The 23946-nt window shown below is 36.0% G+C and carries 17 protein-coding genes and 1 other annotated feature; of the genes, 5 read left to right on the plus strand and 12 right to left on the minus strand.

What is annotated here, in order from left to right:
- Window positions 1-258: 258 nt before the first annotated feature.
- On the minus strand, window positions 259-1404 hold the full coding sequence (locus tag V7068_RS00890; RefSeq protein ID WP_499710524.1) for a PD-(D/E)XK nuclease family protein: 1146 nt from the start codon (window positions 1402-1404) through the stop codon (window positions 259-261).
- A 494-nt stretch (window positions 1405-1898) separates the two neighbouring features.
- Between V7068_RS00890 and V7068_RS00895 the strand changes: the two genes are divergently transcribed.
- Window positions 1899-3302, plus strand: coding sequence for a tetratricopeptide repeat protein (locus V7068_RS00895; protein WP_499710525.1), 1404 nt, complete (start codon window positions 1899-1901; stop codon window positions 3300-3302).
- 177 nt (window positions 3303-3479) lie between these two features.
- Here the strand turns inward: V7068_RS00895 and V7068_RS00900 are convergent, their stop codons facing one another.
- Window positions 3480-5423: a GTP-binding protein gene (locus V7068_RS00900; RefSeq protein WP_499710526.1), complete on the minus strand. Its 1944-nt coding sequence runs from the start codon at window positions 5421-5423 to the stop codon at window positions 3480-3482.
- Between the two features lie 159 nt (window positions 5424-5582).
- On the opposite strand from V7068_RS00900, the gene V7068_RS00905 reads away from it, so the two are divergent.
- A complete protein-coding gene (locus tag V7068_RS00905; RefSeq protein WP_499710527.1) occupies window positions 5583-6425 on the plus strand; it encodes a dimethylarginine dimethylaminohydrolase family protein in 843 nt (280 codons plus the stop codon).
- A 487-nt stretch (window positions 6426-6912) separates the two neighbouring features.
- Complete coding sequence (locus V7068_RS00910) at window positions 6913-7956, plus strand: AbrB family transcriptional regulator (RefSeq protein ID WP_499710528.1); 1044 nt, start codon at window positions 6913-6915, stop codon at window positions 7954-7956.
- 130 nt (window positions 7957-8086) lie between these two features.
- Here the strand turns inward: V7068_RS00910 and V7068_RS00915 are convergent, their stop codons facing one another.
- Window positions 8087-8803: a 3-ketoacyl-ACP reductase gene (locus V7068_RS00915; protein ID WP_499710530.1), complete on the minus strand. Its 717-nt coding sequence runs from the start codon at window positions 8801-8803 to the stop codon at window positions 8087-8089.
- A gap of 473 nt (window positions 8804-9276) precedes the next feature.
- Between V7068_RS00915 and V7068_RS00920 the strand changes: the two genes are divergently transcribed.
- On the plus strand, window positions 9277-9771 hold the full coding sequence (locus V7068_RS00920) for a DinB family protein (protein ID WP_499710531.1): 495 nt from the start codon (window positions 9277-9279) through the stop codon (window positions 9769-9771).
- A gap of 248 nt (window positions 9772-10019) precedes the next feature.
- Here V7068_RS00920 and V7068_RS00925 read toward each other — a convergent pair whose 3' ends face one another.
- The 5 genes from V7068_RS00925 to V7068_RS00945 all read right to left on the minus strand — a co-directional run bounded on the left by V7068_RS00925 (window position 10020) and on the right by V7068_RS00945 (window position 16244).
- Window positions 10020-10814 carry a fumarylacetoacetate hydrolase family protein gene (locus V7068_RS00925; protein ID WP_499710533.1) on the minus strand — a complete coding sequence of 265 codons (795 nt, stop codon included), beginning with the start codon at window positions 10812-10814 and terminating at the stop codon, window positions 10020-10022.
- A gap of 120 nt (window positions 10815-10934) precedes the next feature.
- Window positions 10935-12350, minus strand: coding sequence for a Na+/H+ antiporter NhaC (gene nhaC, locus V7068_RS00930; RefSeq protein ID WP_499710534.1), 1416 nt, complete (start codon window positions 12348-12350; stop codon window positions 10935-10937).
- A 105-nt stretch (window positions 12351-12455) separates the two neighbouring features.
- Entirely contained in the window at window positions 12456-13895 is a 1440-nt protein-coding gene (gene aspA / locus V7068_RS00935; RefSeq protein WP_499710535.1) for an aspartate ammonia-lyase, read from the minus strand.
- 42 nt (window positions 13896-13937) lie between these two features.
- On the minus strand, window positions 13938-14951 hold the full coding sequence (locus tag V7068_RS00940) for an asparaginase (protein WP_499710536.1): 1014 nt from the start codon (window positions 14949-14951) through the stop codon (window positions 13938-13940).
- Between the two features lie 276 nt (window positions 14952-15227).
- Entirely contained in the window at window positions 15228-16244 is a 1017-nt protein-coding gene (locus V7068_RS00945) for an asparaginase (RefSeq protein ID WP_499710538.1), read from the minus strand.
- 456 nt (window positions 16245-16700) lie between these two features.
- Between V7068_RS00945 and V7068_RS00950 the strand changes: the two genes are divergently transcribed.
- The gene (locus V7068_RS00950) at window positions 16701-17081 is read left to right on the plus strand and encodes a helix-turn-helix domain-containing protein (protein ID WP_286676579.1); all 381 of its coding nucleotides are present in this window, start codon (window positions 16701-16703) and stop codon (window positions 17079-17081) included.
- Between the two features lie 657 nt (window positions 17082-17738).
- Here the strand turns inward: V7068_RS00950 and V7068_RS00955 are convergent.
- From V7068_RS00955 to V7068_RS00970, 4 genes are all read right to left on the minus strand, one after another.
- A complete protein-coding gene (locus tag V7068_RS00955) occupies window positions 17739-19442 on the minus strand; it encodes a 2-isopropylmalate synthase (RefSeq protein ID WP_499710539.1) in 1704 nt (567 codons plus the stop codon).
- Window positions 19443-19511: 69 nt separating this feature from the next.
- Window positions 19512-19755, minus strand: a binding site (T-box leader).
- Window positions 19756-19825: 70 nt separating this feature from the next.
- Window positions 19826-19993, minus strand: a complete 168-nt coding sequence (locus V7068_RS00960; RefSeq protein ID WP_499710540.1) for a nitroreductase family protein — start codon at window positions 19991-19993, stop codon at window positions 19826-19828.
- Between the two features lie 270 nt (window positions 19994-20263).
- Window positions 20264-20530 (minus strand): hypothetical protein, encoded by a 267-nt coding sequence (locus V7068_RS00965; protein WP_499710541.1) that lies wholly within the window; start codon window positions 20528-20530, stop codon window positions 20264-20266.
- Window positions 20531-20640: 110 nt separating this feature from the next.
- Window positions 20641-23943, minus strand: a complete 3303-nt coding sequence (locus V7068_RS00970) for a DEAD/DEAH box helicase family protein (protein ID WP_499710542.1) — start codon at window positions 23941-23943, stop codon at window positions 20641-20643.
- Window positions 23944-23946: the final 3 nt, after the last annotated feature.

Below are 23946 nucleotides of genomic sequence, written 5' to 3' on the forward strand. Positions count from 1 at the left end.
TTGTGAAGGAATGCACTTAAAGTAATGAGCAGACTAACATAAAAAAGGTAACCATCTATTTATAATTAAAAATATACAGAAAATCTTTAATGTTCTATATAGAAATTAAGAAGATGCAGAGACTTTTTCTCTTGTTATACCTCCCCATTAAACAAGAACGGGTCTTTTATTCAATAAGGAGCTTTAATGGAATAAACCAGTAATAGTAACGCCCAGAAACAATTTTCTGAGCGTTGTTTATTAAGACTTGTCTTCTTTTTAATCTTCCTCATCTTGTGCGAGTGCTAATGCGATATCAGCACGTACCTCAGATAGTTTTTTCTTTTCACCATTTGGATAGACGATGCTCCAGAATTCAAATCCATTGTAACGGTCTGTATAGTTTTCACCTTTTATAGAATTAACCGCTGCAATTGCGGCACTTGAAAGACTGCTGTATTCTTTACTTTGGAAAAGTATATGACCGCTAGTTAAGTCGATTTCTGCTTTTGTGATTGTGTTTCCATAAGTAGACTCTAAATATTTCTCGTCTTCATTTAGACGAGGATAGATTTCATTCCACAATATTTTCGATGTACGAACGGTAGAAGAAGTTTTGACTTTCCGTTTTTCAGGTGTCTCATTTTTTACGGCATCAAAGATTTCATCTAATACATCTTTATATTTATTATAAATGGCGATACATAATTCATCGTTTACTTTTGCCATGGGTTTATTCACTCCTCTATATACCATGCGTAAGTTATGGACATATTGCTCTAAAAGGTTTTTATTCGCAATTGAAATTTTCGGATGGTTTAAGCAAGGTACAATGACAAAATCATATAGTCCTTGATAATCGACTTGAATAAACTCCGGACATTTTGGTTTTACCGTAGAATCAGGAGATAAAAATACCTTTAAATCATATGTATACGAGTCATCCAAATTGTTTAAAATTTTTGTATATGTTTCGGTTTGATCTTTATTTTCACGTGATAATACTTTATTTTCCACAATAATTCGTACAAAGTCGTTCGTTAAATATAAATCAAATCGGGCATTTAATTTCGTATTTGTATCCGGATCAACGGCAGAAGCTGTTACCTCAGTAGCGACTTCCATTTTATCTAATTCCAGTGCATCCGATTCAATCAAATCAAAATCAATAGTTGTTTTCATATTCGAAACGTTCTCTTCACAAATGTAGTAGAGAAAACGCTTCAGTGGGAATGAGCCTAAATTTAACGAAGAAGTCGGTGACAGTAGCCAACTAATAAATGCACTATGCATGGTTTCGCGGTGTCCAAAACCTAATAATTGAAACAAACTTTCTTTTTCAAAAGATTCCTGTAATCGTAAAAAATCGGGATCGCTAATTAACTTATTCAATTGGGATTTCAATTCTTTTGTATTGGTAATCATCATGAACCTCACATTCTAGACGGTGTCAAAATCTAACTTATAATCTATCATAGCATGTTTTAGAAATAGAGGAGAAATGTTCAATAAAACACAAGTTCTGCGAAATGTCGTTCATGTGAATAGATTGTTTTTTATTAGATTAATTTAAAAATATTGTTATTCCACTGTAGACAAGCTCTTTTTTGTATGGATAGAGTCCCTAAGGTATACAACTCATTTTAATCTTTAGTATATCTATAGATTGATATGTGAGTGTTAATGTCTTGACGTAAGAATAGCCTTGTTCAGTTAAGATTAGAACGTCTTGGAACTACTAGAGAATAGTTAAAAACCTCATTTAGACATAATACGGTTCACCGTGGTTGATTTTAAACAAAATTACTTGACTTTCTTATTCTGCAATCTAGCTCCCTCTGAAAATTAGAAAAATGCTATGTTATAATGAGATAACAATTAATTTTTACTGTAGACGATCATAAGGGGCTGTGTTAGATATGAATAATGAACTTATAATGCCAACTGAAATTTCCATCAAAGAAAAAAAGAAACTATCAAAAGGGAAAGTGAAACAAGCAGTCGTATTCTCACGATGTACGATGATAGAAGTACAAACCTCTTTAAACGAAAATTATTATCTTATTTACTATAAAAATTCTCTTGTATATGGTGAACAATTAGAAAAAGTAGAGAAAGACTCATTTATAGATAAAATATGTAAAATCGGTATTGTCTTACATGCAAATCATCCATTTCTACCCGCTTTAATCCCCGGCGAAACTGCCACTATTCCAAATAAAAACAAGCTTTTCTCTCAACTTCAACAGCAATATTCTCTTCCGGAAGTTGCCTACATCGCTACAACTCTAGACTCCTATTTTTCAAAAGAACAACTAACAAATGTCATTTACAAAATCTTTTACCACTACAGAAGAAACGGTAACTTTATGCAAGCTTTTCAAATTATTCGGATGTTAGCGGACTTTGCCCCCGATTTAAATTCAGCAAGAGAAATAAAGAATTCATTAGATTTTTATTCTTATAGAGATTTTTACAGCTCCTCATCACTACCTGCCATTCAACAAAAAGATCCTCTTTTTGTCGAATGGTATTGCTTCCAAAATCGATTTCAACCTGATGAATATAAAATTCTAGAAGATTTATTGAGAAAACAAGACTCGTTCTTAGAAATCGTATTACTATGGATGGAGAAAGTAGAAAAATGTTCTCAAACGGATTCAGTCGAGAAGTATACAAGTATGGCCTTACAGTATATTTCAATGGAAAAGTGGATCCTAACTTTAGGCCATTTGAATATTAATCCGTTTCAAGTGTTACCTCGCACAAAATCAATCATTGACAAGATGCTTCAAGATGAGCGTTATAAAACAGCCGCTCTATTTTTATTAAAATTCCTTGATGCTCTCCCCACTGCCTATGATGACATCTTACATTCATTATGGGAGCATTTAGATTCCTCATTTATCGCCTCTCATTTAGATACCTTTATGTTGGTCATTCAACAACTCGTTCTAAAAGATGACGATAACCAGTCTGAACAAAAACTAATACAGGTTATTGGTAAATTACTAGTAACCTATGAGCTTAAAACGGTTCATGAAAAACTTCTACCGATTCAAAAATCTGTTCCACATTCTTCAATCATTCAGAAAATAAATAAAATGATAACCTTACTAGAAGATCCCGATCACATGCTGGAATTAGGTCAATATTATGCAGAGTTTAAACAATATGATGAAGCTATTGAATGTTTCTCATGGGAAATGGAACTTCATCCGAACGACCCTGCTCCTGTATTGCAGCTATCCAAAATGTATCAAAATAAAGGGATGGTTAAAGAAGCAACGGCTTACCATCAAATTTATACTCAATTGAAATAACTCATGATAACGAGGCTGACTTAAAAATAGCGAATTGGCGAGATTTTCTCCGAATTCGGCGAGATTATCAGATAAATTGGCAAGATTCCTCACGAATTTGGCGGGATTATTAGATAAATTCGCGGGATTTTCCTTTTAAGACAGCCTCATTTCGTTTAGGAAATCGACCTTATTTCACTATAAACAATGCATCATTTCTTCAGCTTCATCCCATTTAACCGTAAAGCCTTGCCCTTTCGCACAAAAAATGGAAGAGGAAATATACTCAGGATCAGCATTTTTATCATACCCGATTCGTTCCATCACTTCTTGTTTATTATGACAGCGATGATATCCTGCAAAAGTTAAGTTGATACGTCCTTTCCCTTGTGTAAACGATGCAAGTGTCGTGCTATAATCCATGAAGGTAGCCACAGGAACTATTCCGGTTAAGGTCGCTTTCTCCCCTTCCGTAATCGGCGGATCAAAGCGACCATATGCAGTTTGGATATCTGATAAAACCCGGCCCATTTGGTCAATATCTACTTTTATCTTAAAATGGTAATATGGCTCAAGCAGGGTGTTCCTAGCCTTTTCCAATCCTTGTCTCAAAGCACGATAGGTTGCTTCCCGAAAATCACCGCCATGAGTATGCTTATTATGAGCTCTTCCTGTCAACAGCGTTACCTTTATATCTGTTAGCGGTGAGCCAGTAAGTAAACCATGATGTTCCCGTTCAAAGATATGTTGACCTACTAGATTTTGCAATCCAATTGATAAATCATCGATATGGCACTCACTTTCAAATGCGATTCCACTGTTTCTTTTTCCAGGCTCTAATTTTACATGCACTTCTGCATAATGACGCAGCGGCTCAAAATGACCGTATCCCGTAACTTCTGTTTCAATGGTTTCCTTATAAAGAATCTCTGGTTGTTCAAAAGCTACTTTTAAATCAAATCGTTCCAGTACTATTTGCTCTAGTATTTCTAGTTGAATCTTCCCCATAACATGCAGATGAAGTTCCTGCAGACGCTCCTCCCACGTTACATTAAGAGAAGGATCTTCCGCCTCAAGCATACGAAAATATTTTAAAGCCTCTTTTATCTGAACTCGAGGTTCAAAAACAACTTTAGATCGCAGCGTCGGTACCATTTCGTATGACGCTTTTTCCTTTAAGGCACCTACTCCATCACCAACTGAGGCACTAGTAAGTCCAGTTACAGCAAAAAGCTCTCCAGCACAAACTTGGTTGATTTGTTGATATTGGTTTCCGTTAAACATACGAATTTGTGTGATTTTTTCTATTTCTCCATCTCCATAGGCGACTTCATCTCGAACATTCAACAAACCGCTCAATGCTTTTATAAAAGTCACTCTTGTACCCGTTTCATCATAACGAATTTTATAGACTCGACCAGCAAAAGGTTCATGATTAGTGAAATGCGTAACCGTCAATAATTCAAATTTTTCTAGAAAGCTTTCCACCCCTATATCTTGTAGTGCAGACCCACTTGAGCATGGATAAATGTCAGTCACTTCGATCATGTTTTGCATTTTTTGAAACCATAAATTTTGTTCATATCCCTTTTCCATAAAATGCTCCAAAACCTCTTCGTCCCGCTCAGCAATAAATTCTATTAATTCATCTGTCATCTTTCCATTAGTGAACGATTTTGAAATATCGCATACATTTTCTGTTAGATTATTGCGAATCTCATCTAGCACCTGATCAACATCTGCTCCAGTTCGATCGATTTTATTAATAAAGAAAAAGGTAGGCACATGATGTTTTTGTAATAGGTTCCAAACCGTCTCCGTATGCCCTTCTACTCCTTCTACTGCACTAATCACAATAATAGCAAAATCCATTACTTGTATCGCCCGCTCCATTTCTGGAGAAAAATCAACATGTCCTGGGGTATCAATTAAATAATAGGTGGAGTTCCCATACTCAAAAATGCCTTGGTCCGCAAAAACAGTGATACCACGCTGCTTTTCAATCTCATGGCTATCAAGAAAAGCACTTTGATGATCAACCCGCCCACGCTTCTTAATACCTTTAGTATGATAAAGCAACTGTTCTGAAAAAGTGGTTTTTCCTGCATCAACGTGTGCTAAAATTCCAATCGTTTTATTCATAGTTACTATACTGCTCCTATTCGTACTCTATTTGTTCATGATAATAACCATTATAGCAAGACTGTCACGATTTCACTTAAAACTCCTTTTTAATTTATGGTATATCTCAATAGACTTAGGAGATAGTATGACTAGAACTTTTTGTAGGAAGTGATAGCTATGAGAGCAAATTGTTTCAGTGAGTATGATCCTTTGAAGCAAGTTATTTTATGTGAACCACAATACATGAGAATTAAAGACGTTATTAATGAAACACAGAAACATTTTGAAGATGAAGGCATCCATATTAAAACCGCAATGACTCAGCATGCTAATTTTGTATCAGCCCTTAGAAAATTAGGAATAGAGGTTATCCTACTTCCCTCTTATAACAAGTATCCCGAGCAAGTATTTACTCGGGATATAGGATTTACACTCGGAGAGAAAGTTTTTGTAGCCGAGATGGGTACAGACATCCGGACAGGCGAAGAAAATGTGCTGAAAGAATGGCTTCAAAACAAACATGTACCTTTTCATAATCTAACAGGAGATCGAATAGAGGGAGGCGATGTCCTGTTAGATGGAAATACGATTTATGTTGGAGTTAGTGAACGAACAAACATCGAGTCTATTGAAAAGCTTCAGAAGCTTCTTCCTGAATTTGATGTCATCCCCATTCCGTTTACTGATACCTACCTCCATCTAGATTGTGTATTTAATATCATTTCCCCGAACGAAGCATTGATTTTTCCTGGAGAAATTAATAAAGAACAATTGAACCTGCTGGCATCTAGATACGATTTAATTGAAGTAACGGAAGATGAGCAATTTACTCTTGGGACGAATGTGCTTTCAATCGGAAATAAAAAGATTATTTCTCTGCCTGTCAATACAAAGGTTAACAAAGAACTAAGAAAAAGAGGCTACGAGCTCATTGAGGTTGATATTACGGAAATCATAAAATCTGGAGGAGCATTCAGATGCTGCACTCTTCCTATCGTTAGAGAAAAGCTTCAACATTAAACTAGACAACTTTATAAAGGTGTTCAAGTTTGGCACGCAATCAAAAAACGCCTCTACAATTATCTGTAGAGACGTCTTTTGACGTTGGTACCACTTATCATACTCTAGAAAAATAATGTAACGGTTTTCTAAGTATATTTTTACAGATCGTTACCTCCATCATCTATTAGTGCTGTAAAAAAACGTGACAACTCTATAACCACCGCTCCCATCATTCCATTATCTGGTACAACCAAACACTCTACCCCTTCTTCTGTCAAAGTCGCCGCTGTTACTTTTCCAACTGGCAACTGCTAATACAACATGCTCAAAAGCTATTAGAAAGTCGTCTATACAATCCTTTTCCCTTACATATTCAAATAGTGAACGATTTTGAATAGCCACGGTAAAACAAGATGCATCTACCTCAAATTCATTACAATTCCTTTAAAAAATCGGATGAATATGAAATAATAGAACAAGTTTTTTATGAATTGAGGTGTCCTTTATGGCAATAGCCAAAAGCTATTTATTAACTGTAGTACTTGGTGTCATTGGCGCCTATGTTTTTCAATTGTTACATATCCCAATGCCGTGGCTTCTCGGGCCATTGCTAACAATATTAGTTTTACAATTAACGTCCCCGCTTCCTTTAAAATGGAATAAGCACTTTCGAAATTTTGGTTTAGTTATTGCTGGGTATTCGATTGGCCATGCCTTTACTCTTGAGGCACTTGCAGATATTCGGCTTTATTTACCTGCGATGATTTCATTAAATGTCCTTTATATCATTTTATTTATTCTCATCAGCTGGATTATAGTTAAACGTGTGAAAGTTGACCAACTTACCGCACTTACTAGCTGTGTGCCTGGTGGTATGACACAAATTGTTGCTTATGCTGAAGAACACGGCAGTAAACATATTACGATGATTACGTTTTATCAAGTGCTCCGTGTACTCTGCATTGTCGGCTTTGTGCCAATGCTTGTTGTAGGTAGCAGCAGCTCGAACACATCTGTTTCAGACGCGCATTACACGTTGCCGTTTTTATTGTTTTTTGCTTTAAGTTACATGGCTGGCTTTATCGCCATGAAAATCAAAATCCCTACCGGCTATATGCTTGGTCCGGTATTTTTATTTATGGGCTTACAACTTGCAACTATCGAAATTCCAGAAATTCCGGTAAGCGCACTCCATGTTGCACAAATTGTGCTGGGGATTTATATCGGATTGCTTATGAAAAAAGAGAGTCTTCACCTATCGAAAAAGCTGATTTTCTATGCGTTCGTTTCGTCGTTTCTATATATCGCAAGTGCGTTCGGCCTCGCTCTATTAATAATGCAATTTTATCCGCTCGACTTTAAAACGAGCTTTTTAAGTATCGTGCCTGGTGGCCTCGATCAAATGGGGATCATTTCTGCGTCAGTTCATGCTGACAGTACCATTGTTACAGCATTTCAATTGTTCCGCGTTCTAGTAGTCTCTATTGCGATTGTTCCATCTATTAAATATTTCACTAGTAAACGTCAAATAGCCCCGGATACACGATAACAATTGTGTTTTCGGGACTATTTTTTGTTTGCTTCGCTTTTGAATCAACTATAATCCCCATGCTACATTAAGGTAGGAGATATATTTTATGATGAACGTCCGATTGCCCTCTGTAGCTTAATGAGCTAATTTAAGGATTAGTTGTCCATAATCCCGCAGTTTTTACAACAACTCTTGGATTTAGTTTTAATCCAGCTACAAGAAGTTCAGCTAAGTCTTCTGGTTGCATAACATTTTCAGGGTTCCCAGAAATAAGGTTAGCTTCATAGGCTAAATCAGTTGCAACCGTACTTGGTGTTAAAGCAGTAACACGGATATTATGTTTTCTTACCTCTAACATAAGGGACTCAGTTAAACCTAAAACACCAAATTTAGAAGCGCTATAAGCACTTGTAACAGGTGCTCCCTTTTGTCCAGCCGTCGAAGAGATATTCACGATATCGCCTGATTTTCTTTCAATCATACCAGGTAAAACAGTTCGCGTAACATTGTATACTCCCATTAAGTTTACTCGAATGATTCTTTCCCATTCTTCCGGGGTTAAATCAAGAAAGCCTCCAAACTTAGCTATACCTGCATTGTTAACTAAAATATCAATGTCTCCAAGTTCGGATTTAATATGAGCAACAGCATGATTAACAGCTTCAAGATCCGATACATCCGCAGATGCTGCTGACACTTTTATATCAAATTGTTGCAGTTCGCTTGATAGCTCTTCAAGATTAGTCATATTTAAACCAATCAAGCCAAGATTCACACCTTCTTTTGCTAATGCCAATGCAGTTGCTCTTCCGATTCCTCTACCAGCCCCAGTAATTAGAGCAGTTTTCCCATTTAGTGCGGGCATACAATCACTTCCTTTACAATATGTAAGAATAATTTTTGGTATATCAAGTTAATCTATAAGCTTTTTGTTTAGCGGTGATAAACCTCTATTCCTCCTTAAAAATTAAATTTCTTTTCAAGAATTAGGATAGCCTATCTAATTAACAATGATAAGTAGTAACATTTTTTGTATATAGTATACATTTTAATCCTACTGAAATTTGCATATTCACTTAAGCGGGTTAAAAAATCTTAATTCTTATTATTCGGATGGTAAGAACCCCCAAGAATATGAATGATTTCATTACGCTCATTTAATATAAGCCTTAGGTTCTACCTTAATCAATTAAGAAGCACATTTACCTAGTTAAGCAGCTGGTTCCATACGATTGAATCCTTAACGAATAGAACATAAAAATATTCCTAATAGTAGGAAAAAGACGTAAAGACGGCGAATTGCCTATATAGAGATTATTAAAAAAGGAGGGCTTTTTCTTGGAACAAACCATTATTCGTCATATGGAAACCGTGCGTAGAATAACTGAGCAAACAATGAAAAACATTCCGGAAGAAATTTCGCATACCATTCCAAAAGGTTTTAACAACAATATTCGTTGGAACTTTGGACACATTGCATTCGTACAGGAAAAAATCGTCTTTGGAATTTCAAATGAAGAGATGAACATTCCGAAAAATTACGAGCTGCTTTTTAGTGCTGGAACGAAACCGACAGAATGGGAAGTAACGCCTCCATCATTTGCCGAGCTTGCAGAGGTCTTGACGGAGCAAAAAACGAGAATCAAAAATTTTATTCCAGGACGTTTGCATGAAAAACTGCCAACTCCATTTACAAATCGAGGAGGCATTACATTTCACACAGTTGGTGAGGCATTTTTATTCAGCTTTTACCATGAAGCATTACACATCGAAACGATTAAGCGATTATATCGAGCTATTTCTTCATATCCCGGCAATCTACAGCAGAAATAATAGGCAGATTAAAAAAACAAAAAACGCTAAACTACCAACAAATTCAAAGATTACAGTATCAGACAGGATCTATACAGGAAATATTCAGGCGATACTTCTTCAAGCATCGCCTCAGTTAGTCTAATGATAAAATTATAATTTTATGTTTTTTTTATTGCTTTAAAATTAGTCAATTTAACATCTTAAGGTTCTACAGTTGAGCACATTTAAGGGTGACTTAGTACCTAAAATAGCCTTCCATATAATATCTACTTTACATGGTTGCACAATTTACCAATCTTCTCTACTTCAACGACTACTGTATCTCCCAATTTCATAGGACAACTTCCTGAAGGTGAACCAGTAGCAATGACATCACCTGGCTCAAGTGTCATCACTTGTGAAATCCAACTGATAAGGAAAGGGATTGAAAATGACATCTGATTAGTATTCCCATCTTGTACAACTTGTCCATTTAAAGTTGTAACAATTCTTAAATTAGTTGGATCTATTCCTGTGACAATATACGGCCCCAAAGGACCAAAAGTATCAAAACCTTTACCTCGCGTAAACTGTGGATCGGTTTGAGTAAGGTCTCTTGCGGTTACATCATTAAAGATTGTACAACCAAAAACATAATCCAATGCCTCTGCTTCTTTTATATTTTTACCCCGTTTACCAATAACAAGTGCTACTTCCCCCTCCATTTCTACCTGGTTGGTTAATTCACTTGACGGAAGAATAATTTCACTCTGATCTGGAATCAAAGAAGACGTTGGTTTTAAAAACAGGAATGGCTCATTGCGATTAGCCTCTCCTCCAGTCTCTTCTGCATGTCCAGCATATGTCCAGCCAAAATTAATGATTTTCGAAGGGGTCACTGGCTCCAAAATCTTTACATCACTATATTTAACTCTTACATTATCATATTTCAGTTGATTGTTTACAATTTCAGTAAAATCACTAGACAGTTGTATAATTTCGTCATCCTCAACAATCCCATAAAATACTTTATCATGGTTTTGATAACGAACAATAGTTTGTACTTTTTGTAATGTCTTCATTTCTAAACGAACTCCTTTACTAACTAGCTTACCAATAAATCGTACCTACTTGCTAATTAATATTGTCTTTTTTCTTTTTATTAAACCCCACCTTATTTTTCTCAAAAAATGCCCCAAATTTTAATTAGCTGTTTGTTGCAACTGTTCTTCATTCTTTTCCTGTTGGACATACCAAATGAATTTTCCTGTATAACCATAAATTACCGCAAGAATAATAGAAACAAAGCTTAACCACATAAATGGAGTATAAGAAAAGGTGGAAATGCCTAGAATCCCCGCCATGAAAATCCCATTGTCAGACCACGGGATCATACCAGAGGTTAATGTCCCCCCGACTTCAGAGTTTCGTGCTAATACTCTTCGATCAATATTTAATCTGTCATAGCTTTCTCCCATAATCTTAGGAGTTAAAATTAATGAAACATACATAGCACAGCCAAAAACATTAGCAAAGAATGCTACAATTAAAGTGGATAGGGTTACATTTCCAGCTGATGTTAAGTAAGCCTGAAACTTGGAAACAATCACTTTGATTACTCCTAAATGTTCCAACAGACCACCAAATCCTAATCCAAATATAATTACAGCGACCGATCCAAGCATTCCTTCCATTCCACCACGATTAAGAAGGTTATCCATAAATTCAATACCAGTATTAATGGAGAAACCGCTGTAGGCAGTACCTACAGCATCGGTAACATTCATACCCTGGAACACTGCTGCCCAGATAGCTCCAAGCAGAGCTCCTGAAGCAATTGTAGGAACAGAAGGTTTTTTCATAGCAAGCATGATAATAACAAATATAGCAGGAACCAACATCCAAATGTGAATATTAAATGTATTAAGTAGTGCTGACTTCAGAAACTCTACTTTTTCTAAATCAGTACCTTCTCCGCCATATATAAATCCTGCGCCAGTAAAAAGAATTGCAGTAATAAGGTAGGCAGGAATGTCTAAGTATAACATAGCACGCACGTGTGCAATAACTTCTACTTTTGAAAGGGATGCTGCAAGTACAGTACTATCAGAAAGCGGAGAGAGTTTATCTCCAAAGTATGCTCCAGAAAGAACGGCACCCGCTACAAGGGGAAGAGGCATATCTAGTCCTTCTCCAATTGCCATCATAGCGATTCCAGCCGTTCCGACCGTTCCCCATGATGTACCTGTCGCCAAAGATGTGATTGAGCAGATAATTAATGTAGCTAATAAGAAAATACTTGGATGAATAAATTCCAATCCGTAATAAATAAGCGTTGGCACTACTCCCCCTGCAATCCAGGTCCCAATAAGTGCACCAACTGCAATAAGTATCAATATTGCCTCAAGCCCATTTGAAATGCCTGTTGTAATGGCTTTCTGTAATTCTTCATAGCGAAATCCTAATCTCAATCCAAGTGAAATTACAATAAACCACGAAATAAAAAGCGCCAACTGGATTGGTAAATCAAAAAATGCAGTAAACGAGAAAACAATTACTAAAAACAAGCCTAATGTACAAATGATTTCTAAAATAGATGGTAATCGTATATCCCTCACCCGTATTCCTCCAATAATAAAATGATTTTACAATATTTTAATCAAAAGATTTTTTTCTCGTTATCTATTAACTATGAATATACTAGATTAGTAGAAATACTAGTGTTACTTCCGATCAAAAAGAGAGCCCCCTGCAATTCCTGGATTAGTCATTTCGTAAGGATTCAAAATCAAATCAAGTTCCTCCTCTGTCAGTACATCATACTGAATACAAAGCTCTCTTACAGATTTACCTTTTAAAATGGCCTCTCTTGCTATTCGCGAGACTACTTCATATCCTAAATGAGGGTTGACGGCTGTAATAATTCCTACACTCTTTTCCACATATCTCCTCATTCTATCTTCATTTGCCTCGATACCCTTTAAACAATAATCTGTAAAGCTTCTGAAACCGTTATTCATAATACTAATGGATTGTAGTAAGTTAAAAACAAGCACAGGTTCCATTACATTTAATTCTAGCTGTCCAGCTTCAGATGCCAGGCAAATCGTATGATCATTTCCTATTACCTGAAAAGCAATTTGATTAATAAGCTCTCCCATGACTGGATTGACCTTTCCTGGCATAATGGAGGAACCAGGCTGACGCGCCGGTAAATGAATTTCTCCCAATCCCGCCCTTGGCCCGGATGCCATTAACCGAAGATCGTTTGCAATTTTGGACATATTAATCATACAGACCTTCAATGCAGCAGACACCTCTGTATAGGCATCCGTGTTTTGGGTTGCATCAACAAGATGCTCTGCACCAACAATAGGAAGTCCACTAATATCTGCTAAGTATTCTACAACATGTTTAATATATCGAGGTTCTGCATTTAATCCTGTTCCTACAGCTGTTGCTCCCATGTTGACCTCGTATAAATGCTGACATGTTTGTTCAATACGCTTAATATCACGTTCCAATACACGGCTATACGCTTCAAATTCTTGGCCAAGACGAATTGGTACAGCATCTTGGAGGTGAGTGCGTCCCATTTTTATAACATGATCAAATTGCTTGGCTTTACTTTTGAAAACATGCACCATATCATTCATCGTATCAAGGAGCTTCCTTAGTAAATTAAGAGTTGAAATATGAATAGCTGTAGGAAACACATCATTTGTAGATTGTGACATATTTACATGAGTGTTTGGACTTAAACGTTGATATTCTCCTTTTTGATAACCAAGTAGTTCAAGAGCACGATTTGCAATAACTTCATTTGTATTCATGTTCATAGATGTACCAGCGCCACCCTGAATTGGATCAACAATAAAATACTCGTGCCACTTCCCTTCCAATATTTCATCTGAGGCTTGAATGATAACTGCACCGATTCCTTCATATAAACGTTTTACATCCATATTGGCTAATGCGGCTGCTTTTTTGATCATAGCTAGAGCTCTAATCATTTCTTCATGGATCCTGTATCCTGTAATAGGGAAATTTTCCACTGCCCGCAGCGTTTGAATTCCGTAATATACATTTTTCGGAACTTCCCTTTCACCAAGAAAATCACGCTCAATACGGTATGTTTGATCATTAACCTCTATGTTTTTCATCAAGTCCTCTCACTTTCATTCTGTATTTTGATTTTTACCCATTTATAAAACTAAGCTATTGTTTTCCTGAATTTGCAGATCATTAGCTATAGGTGTCTCCATCCTTTTTTTCACTTGATCCAAGTCATTTGTTTTGCCTAATACCCACATCAGTTTCGTGACAATCGCTTCTGTGTTCATATTCCCTGAGGAAATAATAAGTTTTTTAGACAGCTTTCTTCCTACTTCATATCGTTGTAAATCAGTTCCCTCCTCAAGACATTGAGTGGTAATCACAACTGCAATCCCAGCTTCTATTAGTTCATGGATCTTTTGAAGTAGATTTCTCTTTTCAAATGGAATACCACCATTTCCGTAACTTTCTATTACAACACCTCGATAAGACTGTTTGATATAATCAAAAACCTCTGGTGTAATCCCTGGAAAAAGCTTTAAAACAAACACATTACTGCTCATAGAAGTATCCAGTTTGACTACATTGCTTTCATTTGCTGGGATATTTTCTAAGTAGTAAACTTCCGATCCCTCTATATGAGCAATGTAGGGAGAATTAATACTCATAAAGGCATTGTAACTCTTTGATCTTACTTTAACGACTCTAGTTCCACTAATCACCTTTCCATCAAAAACAACATAAACCCCGCAAACCTTCTCACAAGCAAACCTAATAGCATCCATCATATTCTTCTTCGCATCAGTTTCTTCAAAACTAATAGGAACCATAGATCCTGTTACGATAACCGGCTTTGCTAGATCTTGGAGCATATAGGAAAGTGCCGCTGAAGTATACCCTAAAGTATCCGTGCCGTGGGTGATAACAAAACCATCATACTCGTTATACTTGTTATAGATAGTTTGAGCAATTTCCACCCAGTATTCCGGTTGCATATTTGTACTATCAATATTCATTAAAATAACACTATGAAGCAATAATTCTTCCTTATATTCAGGCAAATAACCGACCAGGTCTTTATCTGTAATTCCAGGGGTAAGTCCATCTTCCCCTTGAACTGAAGCAATAGTACCGCCTGTTGTTAGTAAAAGTATTCTTTTCATAATTACTTCCTTCCTAATCTTTTCGTAAGTAATTTCTTTGCTTTCTAATCTGCGAAACTATAATGGATGTTTCTCATTTCTGAATTCAGCGCGTACTTTTCTATTAAAAATTAGTTTATTAGTTCTCGATTCGCGAACACACATGCATAATTACCCATTTATTAACTACTTTTAAAAAAATATAATGAATTTTCAACCTTTTTTAAAAATAGAAAAATACACTTTATAAACCAAGAGGAAAGATTCCTCTTGTCATTTAGAGCTAGAAAAATAGTTTCACTGCCCTATATTTTTATCAGACTTCGGCAGTTTCATGTCATAGGCGATAGGTGTCGTCATAATCTTCTTCACCTTTTCGGAATCATTTGACTGACCTAAAGCCCACATTAGTTTCGGAATAATTGCTTCTGTATTCATATCCCTTGTACGAACAATCATATTCTCTGACACTTTCCTACCAACTTCGTACAAGCCCAGGTCTTCACCTTCTTCAAGTACTTGCGTTGTAAAGACTACCGTTATCCCTGATTCGATAAGTTCATGTACTTTTTGAACTAAGCTTCTTTCTTGACAGGGGATTCCACCTGTTCCAAAGCTCTCAATAACGACTCCTTTATATAGTTTTTTTATATAATCAAATAGTTCAGGTTTAGTCCCAGGGTGAAGCTTTAATAAAAAGACATCCGGACAAACCGATGCATTAAATTTAATTTTTTTATGTTTTGGTAAGGAAATCGGCCTCTGATATAACACTTCCGAATTATTGACACGAGCTATATATGGAAAATTAATGCTTTCAAAAGCATCATAGCTTATCGTCCTTAATTTAACCACTCTTGTTCCGATTATTGCCACGCCACCAAAAACAGTAAAGACACCGCCTATATCTTCACACGCAAACCGAATGGCATCACTAATATTCTTCTTAGCATCAGTTCTCTTGTAATTAATCGGAATTTGAGATCCTGTTATCACAACAGGTTTGACAAGATTCTGTAGCATATAAGAAAGGGCTGCGGACGTATAAGCCATTGTATCTGTCCCGTGAGTTATAACAAATCCATCATACATATCATAATGCTCATAAATAGTTTCTGCTATTTTCACCCAGGATTCCGGTTGCATATTCGCACTGTCAATATTCATTAAAGTTTTACTTTCAACCTTATATCGATCATTTTGTTCAGGCAAATAATTAGCTATTTGCTCAGCGGAAATTTCTGGGTATAGCCCTTCTTTCCCTGGCACAGCTGCAATAGTACCTCCAGTAGTTAGCATAAGTATTTTTTTCATAGGGACTCTCCTCACTACATTTCATTACTCTTTTTTTTATGAACTCACCTTTTTTAAAAAGAGCTAGACATTAAGTCCATTATTTTTTGCATATGTAACTAGAACATTAAGCCCCCTACTTTACTATGGACTGTTTAGTTTTTTCATAATAGAATTTCCATATCGCTTGTTTTCCTATAGTGTTATACTCGTTTTCTCAAAAAAGTGCCTACTTAGTAACGAAACATATAAAAATACTCATTAAGTTTAGGACAAATGAAATGTAAATTTGAGATTAACTGAATTCGCTTTCATTTAGAAACTCTAAAAATACGCATTTTGAGAACTTCTATTCACATTATAGGAAATAATCAGTAAAATAGCAAGATGATTAATTCATAACGCGAACAAATTAATTTCCTGCACCTGCAACCATCAATAACCAATGTTATAATAAAGTATAAGTTCTAGGAGGTTATGAAAATGTTAAAGCGATTAACTGAACTAAGAAAAAGTAGAAAGTGGTCAATGCAATATATAGCCGATCAACTTGGAATTGCCAAAAGTACTTATGCAGGATATGAATCTGGTTATCGAGAACCTTCGCTGGAAACAATAAAAAATATCGCTGAACTATTTAAAACATCCGTTGACTATTTATTAGAACGAACAGATGATTCATACTTCAATCCGAAGGAAGAACCAGTTGAAGTCAATTATCCTGTTGATTTAACAGATAATAAACAATTAGTTAATATTAAACTAGCAATAGACAAAAAAATCATCACTTCTGAAGAGCTATATCATTTTATTGCATTTATACGTGCAAAACGGGAAATTGAGGAAAACGGACTTTAAATGATTCAATCTTCTTTCCTCCAGTTAGGAAGTTAATAGTATATAATTTGTTCCAAATATGCTTTATTAGTATTTCAATTCTGCTGTGACTGTCTTTCCTCTATTTGACGTCTCTTCTAGAGAGAAAACTACTAGTAAAAAACTTTTTAATTCCTTGATACTCCCCAACTATTATCTTTATAGCATCTTTACTTTTTCTAAATAAACAATCGATTCTTAGTAAATATTTAATCATTTAATCTCTTGTTACATACAATCACCAAAGTCAGCTAAATTCCATAACGTTATTTTAATAATGCCGTTATCTATTTTAAAATTATGAAAAATATTTATATCTACATAACGCAAGAAATGAAAAAAGGCTTCTCAAAAATTTGGTCTACTTATTTATTTCATTGGTCGTTGGAGCAGTGGAATGGTGGTTCAAGAATGAAATGCCTTTGCCAGCTCGTGTCATGGCAGAACAACCGGGGGCTTTGTTAGATAGGAATCTAGAATAAAAAACTGCACCCCAATTGTCAGTGTCTAACAATCGAGGTGCAGTTCAACTAATTATATCGTAGTTTTTTATCAGCTTTATCATGCAAAATTGCGTTTAAAATGAAGAGCAAGCATAAGAACATATTGTTGTCATAAAAGATAATACTATCTTCTCATTTATTTTTTTGAATGGGTAAATTCTTTTCCAACAGGAAGTTGTAAGCTGGATACCATGTTGTTAATGGCACTAAATAGAGCTTTTACTGAAGAAGTCATAATATCAGTGTCAATTCCGCACCCCCAATATACAGTACCATTCTCGGCTGTGATTCCTACATAAGATACAGCGTTTGATCCTGAGCCTATTTCTAACGCATGCTGCTTATAGACCAAATTGGTATAGTCGATACCCAATTTCGTTTGAAGGGCGTTACTGATAGCATCCAGTCTTCCATTTCCCACACCCGAAAATTCATGTTCTTCATTATTCATTCGGATTGATACAATCGTTTCGTAATGGCCATTTTCAGTATATTTATAACGGATAAATTCGACAGGAGTGTTAATATTCACATATTCATTCATGAAAATGTCATAGATTTCGTTCGGCATAAGTTCCTTGTGCATATGATCTGAAACATTTTTCACACTATATCCGAAGCTCTCACGCATTTCGGCAGGTATATCAATTCCATACGTTTGCTGAAGGATATAACCAATTCCGCCCTTACCGGATTGACTGTTAATTCGGATGATATCTCCCTCATATTCTCTTCCAATATCCATCGGATCAATTAATAGATAAGGTACAGTCCAATACTGACGTTCTTCTTCCTCGCGCCATTTCATGCCTTTAGCAATGGCATCTTGATGGGAACCTGAAAATGCAGTAAAGACAAGTTCACCGCCATATGGATGTCTTTCGTGAACCTTCATTCTTGTTAATTTTTCATATTTCGATATAATCGTAGGGATATTTTCAAAATTCAGCTTTGGATCTACCCCGTGCGAAAACATGTTTAATGCAAGTGTTACGATGTCCACATTTCCTGTTCTTTCCCCGTTTCCAAACAATGTTCCTTCGACTCTTTGCGCTCCGGCAAGCATTCCTAGCTCGGCATCTGCCACCCCAGTTCCTCTGTCATTGTGTGGATGAAGTGATAGGATTACATTATCTCGGTAGTTTAGATTGTCACTCATATACTCAATTTGACTTGCGTAAACGTGAGGCATGGACATGGATACAGTAGCTGGTAGGTTAATAATTACCTTGTTATCAACTGTCGGCTGCCAAATATCAAGTACCTTATTGCAAATTTCAAGCGCAAATTCCACTTCTGTGCCTGTGAAGCTTTCAGGAGAATACTGAAATTGGAAATTCCCTTCAGTTTCAGCAGCATATTTCTTAAGCATTTTTGCTCCAGTTACAGCAATATCGATAATTTCTTCCTTAGGTTTTCTAAATACTTGCTCACGTTGTGCTACCGATGTGGAATTGTACAAGTGCACCACTGCTTTATTCGCACCCTGTAACGCTTCAAATGTTTTTTTGATAATATGTTCTCTGGACTGTGTTAAAACTTGAATTGTCACATCATCCGGAATCAAATTTTCTTCAATTAATGTACGTAAAAATGTAAATTCGGTCTCCGAAGCAGCTGGAAAACCTACTTCGATTTCCTTGAAACCTACTTGTAAAAGCAACTGAAAATATTCTAACTTTTCCTCTAGGCTCATTGGGACGACCAAAGCCTGATTTCCATCGCGAAGATCCACACTACACCAGGTAGGAGCTTCTGTAATATACTCCTTTTCTGTCCATTTCAAGCTTTGAACTGGAGGCATAAAGTAACCTCTAGAATATTTATTGATATTTTTCATCCTGACTCCCACCTTTTCATAATAATTGTTCGTTTATCTAAAATAAAAAAAGCCCCGTCTCTAAAAAAATATAGAGACGAGGCATTGCTCGCGGTACCACTCTAATTGATTAATCATAATTATATTAATCCACTCATTTTCGGTGGCAATCACCACCTATCTTCATAACGGTAGAAAACCGACATCCCCTACTGATTATGTTCAGGGAGTAGCTCTTGGACGAGTTCAAAGGTTATAACTACTGATTCTCACCAACCATCAGCTCTCTGAAAAGTTTATAAATCCTTTTACTATTTCCAATCCTTGCTTATTATTATGTAATTAAATACGATAATATATCGATAAACTCAAGTTGTCAATACTGAATTTACTGAAAAGAAAGATTAATACAAATTTGTTTCACTTGCAGCCACATAAATCTCCCAAGGCTGTGAGTTCGCCCACGACGGTGCCCGGGTCGCATCGTTAAAGACTTTCACAAGCGTCTTCTTGCTTATAGGCTTATTCTTATATTTCCGAGTTGTTTTTCTCGATTGAAAAATCGAATCCATCTCGCTAACCTCCTGTGTTTTCATCCTTTAGCTGAATGCATCCCATATTTTAGGTTTTTTCAGGAAGGAAATCAAATCATAAAACTTAGACCTGATATGTTACCCCCTCCTATTCCCTAGTTCTCTCCATTTAAATGTTGCATTATTATCCTCCTAGAATGAAGGACGTACGTACAGAAATAGGTATTTAACTTACATAGCCCCTATCCCCTATAACAGATAAAATAAACATACTTCTCCCTTGGTAAGGATTAAAAAATATATCATTTTTTAAAATTTATTCAATCCAATTAATATATCTAAATCAATCGTAATCTTAGAAGAACCGCAATTCATAAATGACTCAACATCTGTTTTTTTCGATTTCCAAGAAAGTGGAGTCATTTGCACTAAATTTATCAGCTCTTCTTGATCTAAATTTCTTTCATAACATACGTTAATAACCTCTTTTAAATAGAAATGTTTTTTAAAAAGATCTACACCCATCATGAAGTCGCAGTCTGGTGTAATGGTTTCTTTCGTTTTGGCATAGAGCAACATAACTTCCACATTGCCGGTATTGCCCACATCCTTAAAAAAGGTGCCTGGCCCTCAACAAGGTAATGCATTAAAGCATTGAGGCAGACACCAGAATCTCTAAATCGATCCTAAGATTTATCTTTGTAATAAAACGGACTTAAATTCATAATCAGCTTTTGGAACAGATCAATATCTTCCTCACTATAGTTTTCGATAAGAAAAGTAAGAAACTCTTCTTGGCGCGCTTGTCCAAGTGATATTCGATATAGAGATAAGATTTTTAATAACCTTTCTAGAGTGTTAATATCTTTACTATATGGATATTGGTAGATAATCCTTTCAATTTTAACAGCGTCTTCTACATCCTCCATTAACCAGAAAGGAACGATATCACAATGTTCTCCCTTTTCACCCTTATAACTTGCTTCGAATAGTTGATTCCAAATTGGCTTAGTATTATCAAATCTAGTTTGAGCATATTTATTCGCAACATTTTGCCTAATAACGAGCCCTTTGTAACGATTAATTCTTCCTTCTCGTTGTTCTAGTTCTACAGGGTTACTTGGCAGGTTCCAGTGAACGATTTTTCGGCAGTACCAGTGAAAGTCAAGGCCCTCTTGACCGATTGAGGTCGTACTTAACACGAATGGGCGAAACGGTGAGTTAAACGCTTGCCTCATATCATCCGTTCTTCCTTGGGATTTCTCATCTGTTTTCCGGTTTGAAAAGCTAACAGCAAAGTGTGTCCTTAAATTAAATCGATGCTGATCATTTTTGTTTAGAAAGGCACTTTGGGTATCGACCTTGAAACTAGCCGAACGTAAATTAAGTGTATCTCTGATTAGGCCACCAGCCTCTTTAATAGACTCTACACTTACAGAATGTAAATTATAATTTTCAAGAATCATGTAGGTATATTCATCTAAAACAGATTGGAGATTTCCGTCCGCACAATACTGCATGACTTTTCGCCAGTAATCCAATTTTTTTTGATAAGTTAAATCAATAATACTGATTGATTCAGGGAGATTAAATTTATTCCGAAATTCATCAGCAATTAATAATGCTAGATCTAATTTTGCTCTTGATATCTTCTCTTCTTCACTATGAAAGTAAGTAGATAATGTACGAAGAGCGATTACTGCAGGAGATCCAAGAATCTGTATTGCTAATACATCTACTAGTTCGTCAGGTATTTTTCCTAATTGAAAATGTTGAGGATTAAATACTCCTTCTTTTAAGTAATAAAAATGGTCTAAAAAAGCACTGTCACCAGAGGCATTCTTCGTTTCAAACTCGGTATAAACTTCCGTATGTTCAAACCAACCAACTAATTCCTCGTTATTATGTAAGGTATCCATTAATAGTGGCGCAGCCCAATACCAACCATAATCTACAGTTTCATCATCACTAACCTGAAATGGTTTTAATTGTTCTATATAAGGAATTAGCTGCTTTTTCACCATCATCATAAGCTCTTCATAGCTTCCCGCTTCCACAAGTTGATTCCTAGACAGAATATCTTGTGCAAATGTGATACAAGGGTACAAAAGAGTCATGTTTGACAATGAAGCAGGCCGTTTCTTACGTTTAGTTTTTGTTGTTTGAAACGTTAAACGACCTTTAGGATTACGCTGCTGCCCTTCCTTTGCAAAATACTGGAGTTTTTGTTTATCCTTTTTTTTCGTAGGTAACTTTCCAATTGTTCTTCGTTCAGCTTCATATGAAACGAGTGTTGATATCATTCTCGGTACCATTTCCCAATGTGAAAAAACAAGATACTTTGAAAAGCTATTACTTCCCTTAAAGGCACCTCGTAATTCATAATATGGATTTGATGGTGGTACCCAGAGTAGTTTTTCGCTATTTTGCTCGAACACGTCTTTTAATAGCTCTCGAAACAGTGCGTTCGGATAATTCAATTGCTGATATTGATTGATTTTCTTTTTCTCAAGCCAAATCTCTGGATACTTCCTCACCATTTGTTGGAGTTCATTTGAAGAAATAATCCACTTTTCCATGTTTTTTTTCAATTTATATCTTTCCATAAACGAGAACATATAAGGTACAGACTTGTAATATTCCAATGGAGAATTGACATTCTTCGTTAATCCCTTAAGTGTATTGGTGATTTTTTCGGCTGCCACATATGCGGAAATATCCTTTTCATTCACAGATACAGCTTTCACCTTTGAGGTATCAACCATGGCATTCCCATCTTTTGAAACACTTACCCGCTCAGTTCTACATATGATTCCTCGTAATAAATTCTCCACACTTTCTTTCTTCTCAATGGTATCTTCAGAAAGCAAAGCATCCTGTTTCACAAGTGCGTCCGTATACATTCTCCACTTCTCTATTAAAGACTGAAACGATTCCTCATGATTAACTAAAAAGTGAATCACTTCTTCAAATTCTTGATAATGGTCTTCTCCATCTGCCAGCTCTTCTGATGTGGAATACAGCTTATAGGGTGTCGCTGAAAGTAGAAGAATCCGTAAATCCTTACGAGCAAAAAATTTATCAGCAATCACCTGTACATCATTGCCTAAATCATGATGACTGATTAATGATTTAAAGCGTTGGAATTCGTCTAAAATCACAAAATCAGGGTGTAGACACTGAATACTAACCTCCACAGTAATCTGTCTCAATTGCCCGATCAACCGACGAATCGTTCTCTTTTCTACATGGACCCTGTTCTGACAAATTTCAATGATTTGGTGTAATATCGTCTTTCTCTTCTGCTCTATCTCTGCTTCAAAAGCATCAGCCATTTCTTCATTCAACTCTTTTTCATAACGACTGGCAATGCATTCTCCACCTTCCGGATGTACGTACCACCGTTCCCAATTATTCTTCTCAACATCAAGACGTAATAGCTCTGATAACTCAGATTCAAAGCGTTCTAGTTTTGCCATTCTTTTTAATAATAGATAGAGAACAACACGTTCCCGAGCCATTCCGCCACCATCTGTTAGATAAAAAGAAGTATTGGGAGTTAACGGAATAAAATTCAAATAGAAATTCTCTACATGTTCTTGTTTAAACGACTTGATGGGAAGCATCGTTAAGCGTGATTCTGTTGTTTTCTCGATATTGTCATTTTTAAATATGTGAAGTTTCTTCAGATTTTGATTCGCAATACTTTGGTTCGAACATATATAGACCACATTTAGACTTTTCTTTCCTTGTTGATAAGAATAATCTGAAAGCTTTGCAATAACGCATCTTGCAATCAGTGTCTTCCCTAACCCCACTTCATCCGCAACCAAAACCCTATTTTGTTTTGTTTCTGGGCTGGTCATTACGTTAAATACCCTTTCGACTGTAGCAAGCTGAAAATCTTTTAAGCTTTTCAGGACATGATTGACCTTGGTCGTAAACTCGCTAGTCACCATGTCATGCTCCTTCCTTTTTACTTCCATCATTTC

The organism is Bacillus sp. JJ634 (genome assembly GCF_036962285.1).
GTDB lineage: Bacteria > Bacillota > Bacilli > Bacillales > DSM-1321 > Peribacillus > Peribacillus asahii_A.

Excerpts from the sequence above, each read along its gene's own strand:
- V7068_RS00945 (WP_499710538.1), bottom strand. The coding sequence starts at position 16,244 with ATGAAAAAAATACTTATGCTAACTACTGGAGGTACTATTGCAGCTGTG.
- V7068_RS00940 (WP_499710536.1), bottom strand. The coding sequence starts at position 14,951 with ATGAAAAGAATACTTTTACTAACAACAGGCGGTACTATTGCTTCAGTT.
- V7068_RS00925 (WP_499710533.1), bottom strand. The coding sequence starts at position 10,814 with ATGAAGACATTACAAAAAGTACAAACTATTGTTCGTTATCAAAACCAT.
- V7068_RS00915 (WP_499710530.1), bottom strand. The coding sequence starts at position 8,803 with ATGCCCGCACTAAATGGGAAAACTGCTCTAATTACTGGGGCTGGTAGA.
- V7068_RS00960 (WP_499710540.1), bottom strand. The coding sequence starts at position 19,993 with ATGGATTCGATTTTTCAATCGAGAAAAACAACTCGGAAATATAAGAAT.
- V7068_RS00895 (WP_499710525.1), top strand. The coding sequence starts at position 1,899 with ATGAATAATGAACTTATAATGCCAACTGAAATTTCCATCAAAGAAAAA.
- V7068_RS00890 (WP_499710524.1), bottom strand. The coding sequence starts at position 1,404 with ATGATTACCAATACAAAAGAATTGAAATCCCAATTGAATAAGTTAATT.
- V7068_RS00950 (WP_286676579.1), top strand. The coding sequence starts at position 16,701 with ATGAAAATGTTAAAGCGATTAACTGAACTAAGAAAAAGTAGAAAGTGG.
- V7068_RS00970 (WP_499710542.1), bottom strand. The coding sequence starts at position 23,943 with ATGATGGAAGTAAAAAGGAAGGAGCATGACATGGTGACTAGCGAGTTT.
- V7068_RS00910 (WP_499710528.1), top strand. The coding sequence starts at position 6,913 with ATGGCAATAGCCAAAAGCTATTTATTAACTGTAGTACTTGGTGTCATT.
- V7068_RS00900 (WP_499710526.1), bottom strand. The coding sequence starts at position 5,423 with ATGAATAAAACGATTGGAATTTTAGCACACGTTGATGCAGGAAAAACC.
- V7068_RS00955 (WP_499710539.1), bottom strand. The coding sequence starts at position 19,442 with ATGAAAAATATCAATAAATATTCTAGAGGTTACTTTATGCCTCCAGTT.
- aspA (WP_499710535.1), bottom strand. The coding sequence starts at position 13,895 with ATGAAAAACATAGAGGTTAATGATCAAACATACCGTATTGAGCGTGAT.
- V7068_RS00905 (WP_499710527.1), top strand. The coding sequence starts at position 5,583 with ATGAGAGCAAATTGTTTCAGTGAGTATGATCCTTTGAAGCAAGTTATT.